We start from the raw sequence: 1,662 nt of genomic DNA on the forward strand, positions 1-1,662 counted from the left end.
GGGTCTTCCAAGATTTTCGTAGCCGTTGATCGTGTGAACTGGGCTGTGGCGTAAGGGTGTTGATGGTGGCACGCTGACCGCGTGTGCCATCGAGCTGGAGGACCTGCTGCCGCAGCTGGCCGCGGTGCAGGTCGAGACAGTTGAGGCCGGCGAGAATCTGGTACGGATCACGGCACGGACGCCCGCTGGTGTCCCGGCTTCCTGTCCGGGGTGCGGGCGGGCGTCGGACTGGGAGCACAGCCGGTATGTGCGGCATGTCGCGGACGAGGCCGTTGGTGGCCGCCCGGTGATGGTCGACCTGTCCGTGCGACGGATGTACTGCGAGAACTCGGACTGTGCGAAGCAGACGTTCGCTGAGCAGGTCGAGGGGCTGACGGTGCGCTACCAGCGCCGGACCCCGGCTCTGCAGACGGTGGTGGAGGCGGTGGCCCGCGCCCTGGCGGGCACGGCCGGCGCCCGCCTGCTGCAGCACCTGCACCAGGTGCTCAGCTGGGCCACCCTGCTGGCCTGTCTGTTGCGCATCCCGCTCCCCGAGCGGCCGGTGCCCCGGGTGCTGGGGGTCGACGAGTTTGCCCTACGCAGGGGAAAGCGGTACGCGACCATCCTGATCGATGCCGCGAGCGGGCAGCGGATCGACGTTCTGCCCGACCGGAAGATGGAATCGGTCACCGCGTGGCTGCGCGAGCATCGCGGAGTGGAGATCGTGTCCCGGGACGGGGCCTCGGACTTCGCCCAGGCCGTCACCGACGCCGACCCCACCATCACGCAATGCATGGACCGCTGGCACCTGTGGCACGGCCTGGCCGAGACAGCCTGGAAGGAAGTCGCCGCGCACAGCGCCTGCTGGGCCACAATCGGCCCGCCGGTGTCCGAGGGAAGACGGGCCACGACCACCCGCGAACGCTGGCGCCAGGTGCACCAGCTCCTGGACGCCGGGGTGGGTCTGCTCGACTGCGCCCGCCGGCTGAACCTCGCGCTGAACACGGTCAAGCGCTATGCCCGCCACCCCGAACCCGAGCAGATGGTCCGGGCCCCGGCCTACCGGCCCACCCTGGTCGACCCCTACCGCGAGTACCTGCGCCGGCGCCGGGCAGAGGATCCGGCCGTGCCCGTCACCCACCTCCTGCACGAGATCAGACAGATGGGCTACCGCGGCAGCGCGAACCTGCTGGTCCGCTACATCAACCAGGGTCGTGTCGAGGCCGACCACGCCGCCTTGTCCCCGCGCAAAGCCACCGGCCTCCTCCTCGCCGACCCCGCTCGCCAACGCGACGAGCAACGCGTCCTGCGTGACCAACTCACCGCGGCCTGCCCGGAGATGAGCACGCTTTCCGCCCTGGTCGGCGAGTTCGCCCGCCTGCTGTCCCCTTCACCGGGCAACGCAAAGGCCCTGACCGGCTGGATTGCCCGAGCCCGGGACGCCGACCTGCCCTTCCTTCACTCCTTCGCCACCGGCCTCGAACGCGACCGGGTCGCCGTCGACGCGGCACTGACCCTGCCTCACCACAACGGGCGCACCGAGGGCGTCAACAACAAGATCAAACTCCTCAAGCGCCAAACCTACGGCCGGGCCGGCTACCGCCTCCTCCGCCACCGCATCCTGCTCAGCTGACACTCCCGCGGGCCCAACGATCAACGGCTACGAAAATCTTGGAAGACCCG

At 69.7% G+C, this 1,662-nt stretch carries 1 protein-coding gene; it reads left to right on the forward strand.

Annotated elements, in window-relative coordinates; translation table 11 throughout:
* Positions 1-103: 103 nt before the first annotated feature.
* Entirely contained in the window at positions 104-1,612 is a 1,509-nt protein-coding gene (locus ABZ471_RS48560) for an ISL3 family transposase (protein ID WP_359075593.1), read from the forward strand.
* Positions 1,613-1,662 lie beyond the last annotated feature (50 nt).

The organism is Streptomyces sp. NPDC005728 (genome assembly GCF_040630895.1).
Lineage (GTDB): Bacteria > Actinomycetota > Actinomycetes > Streptomycetales > Streptomycetaceae > Streptomyces.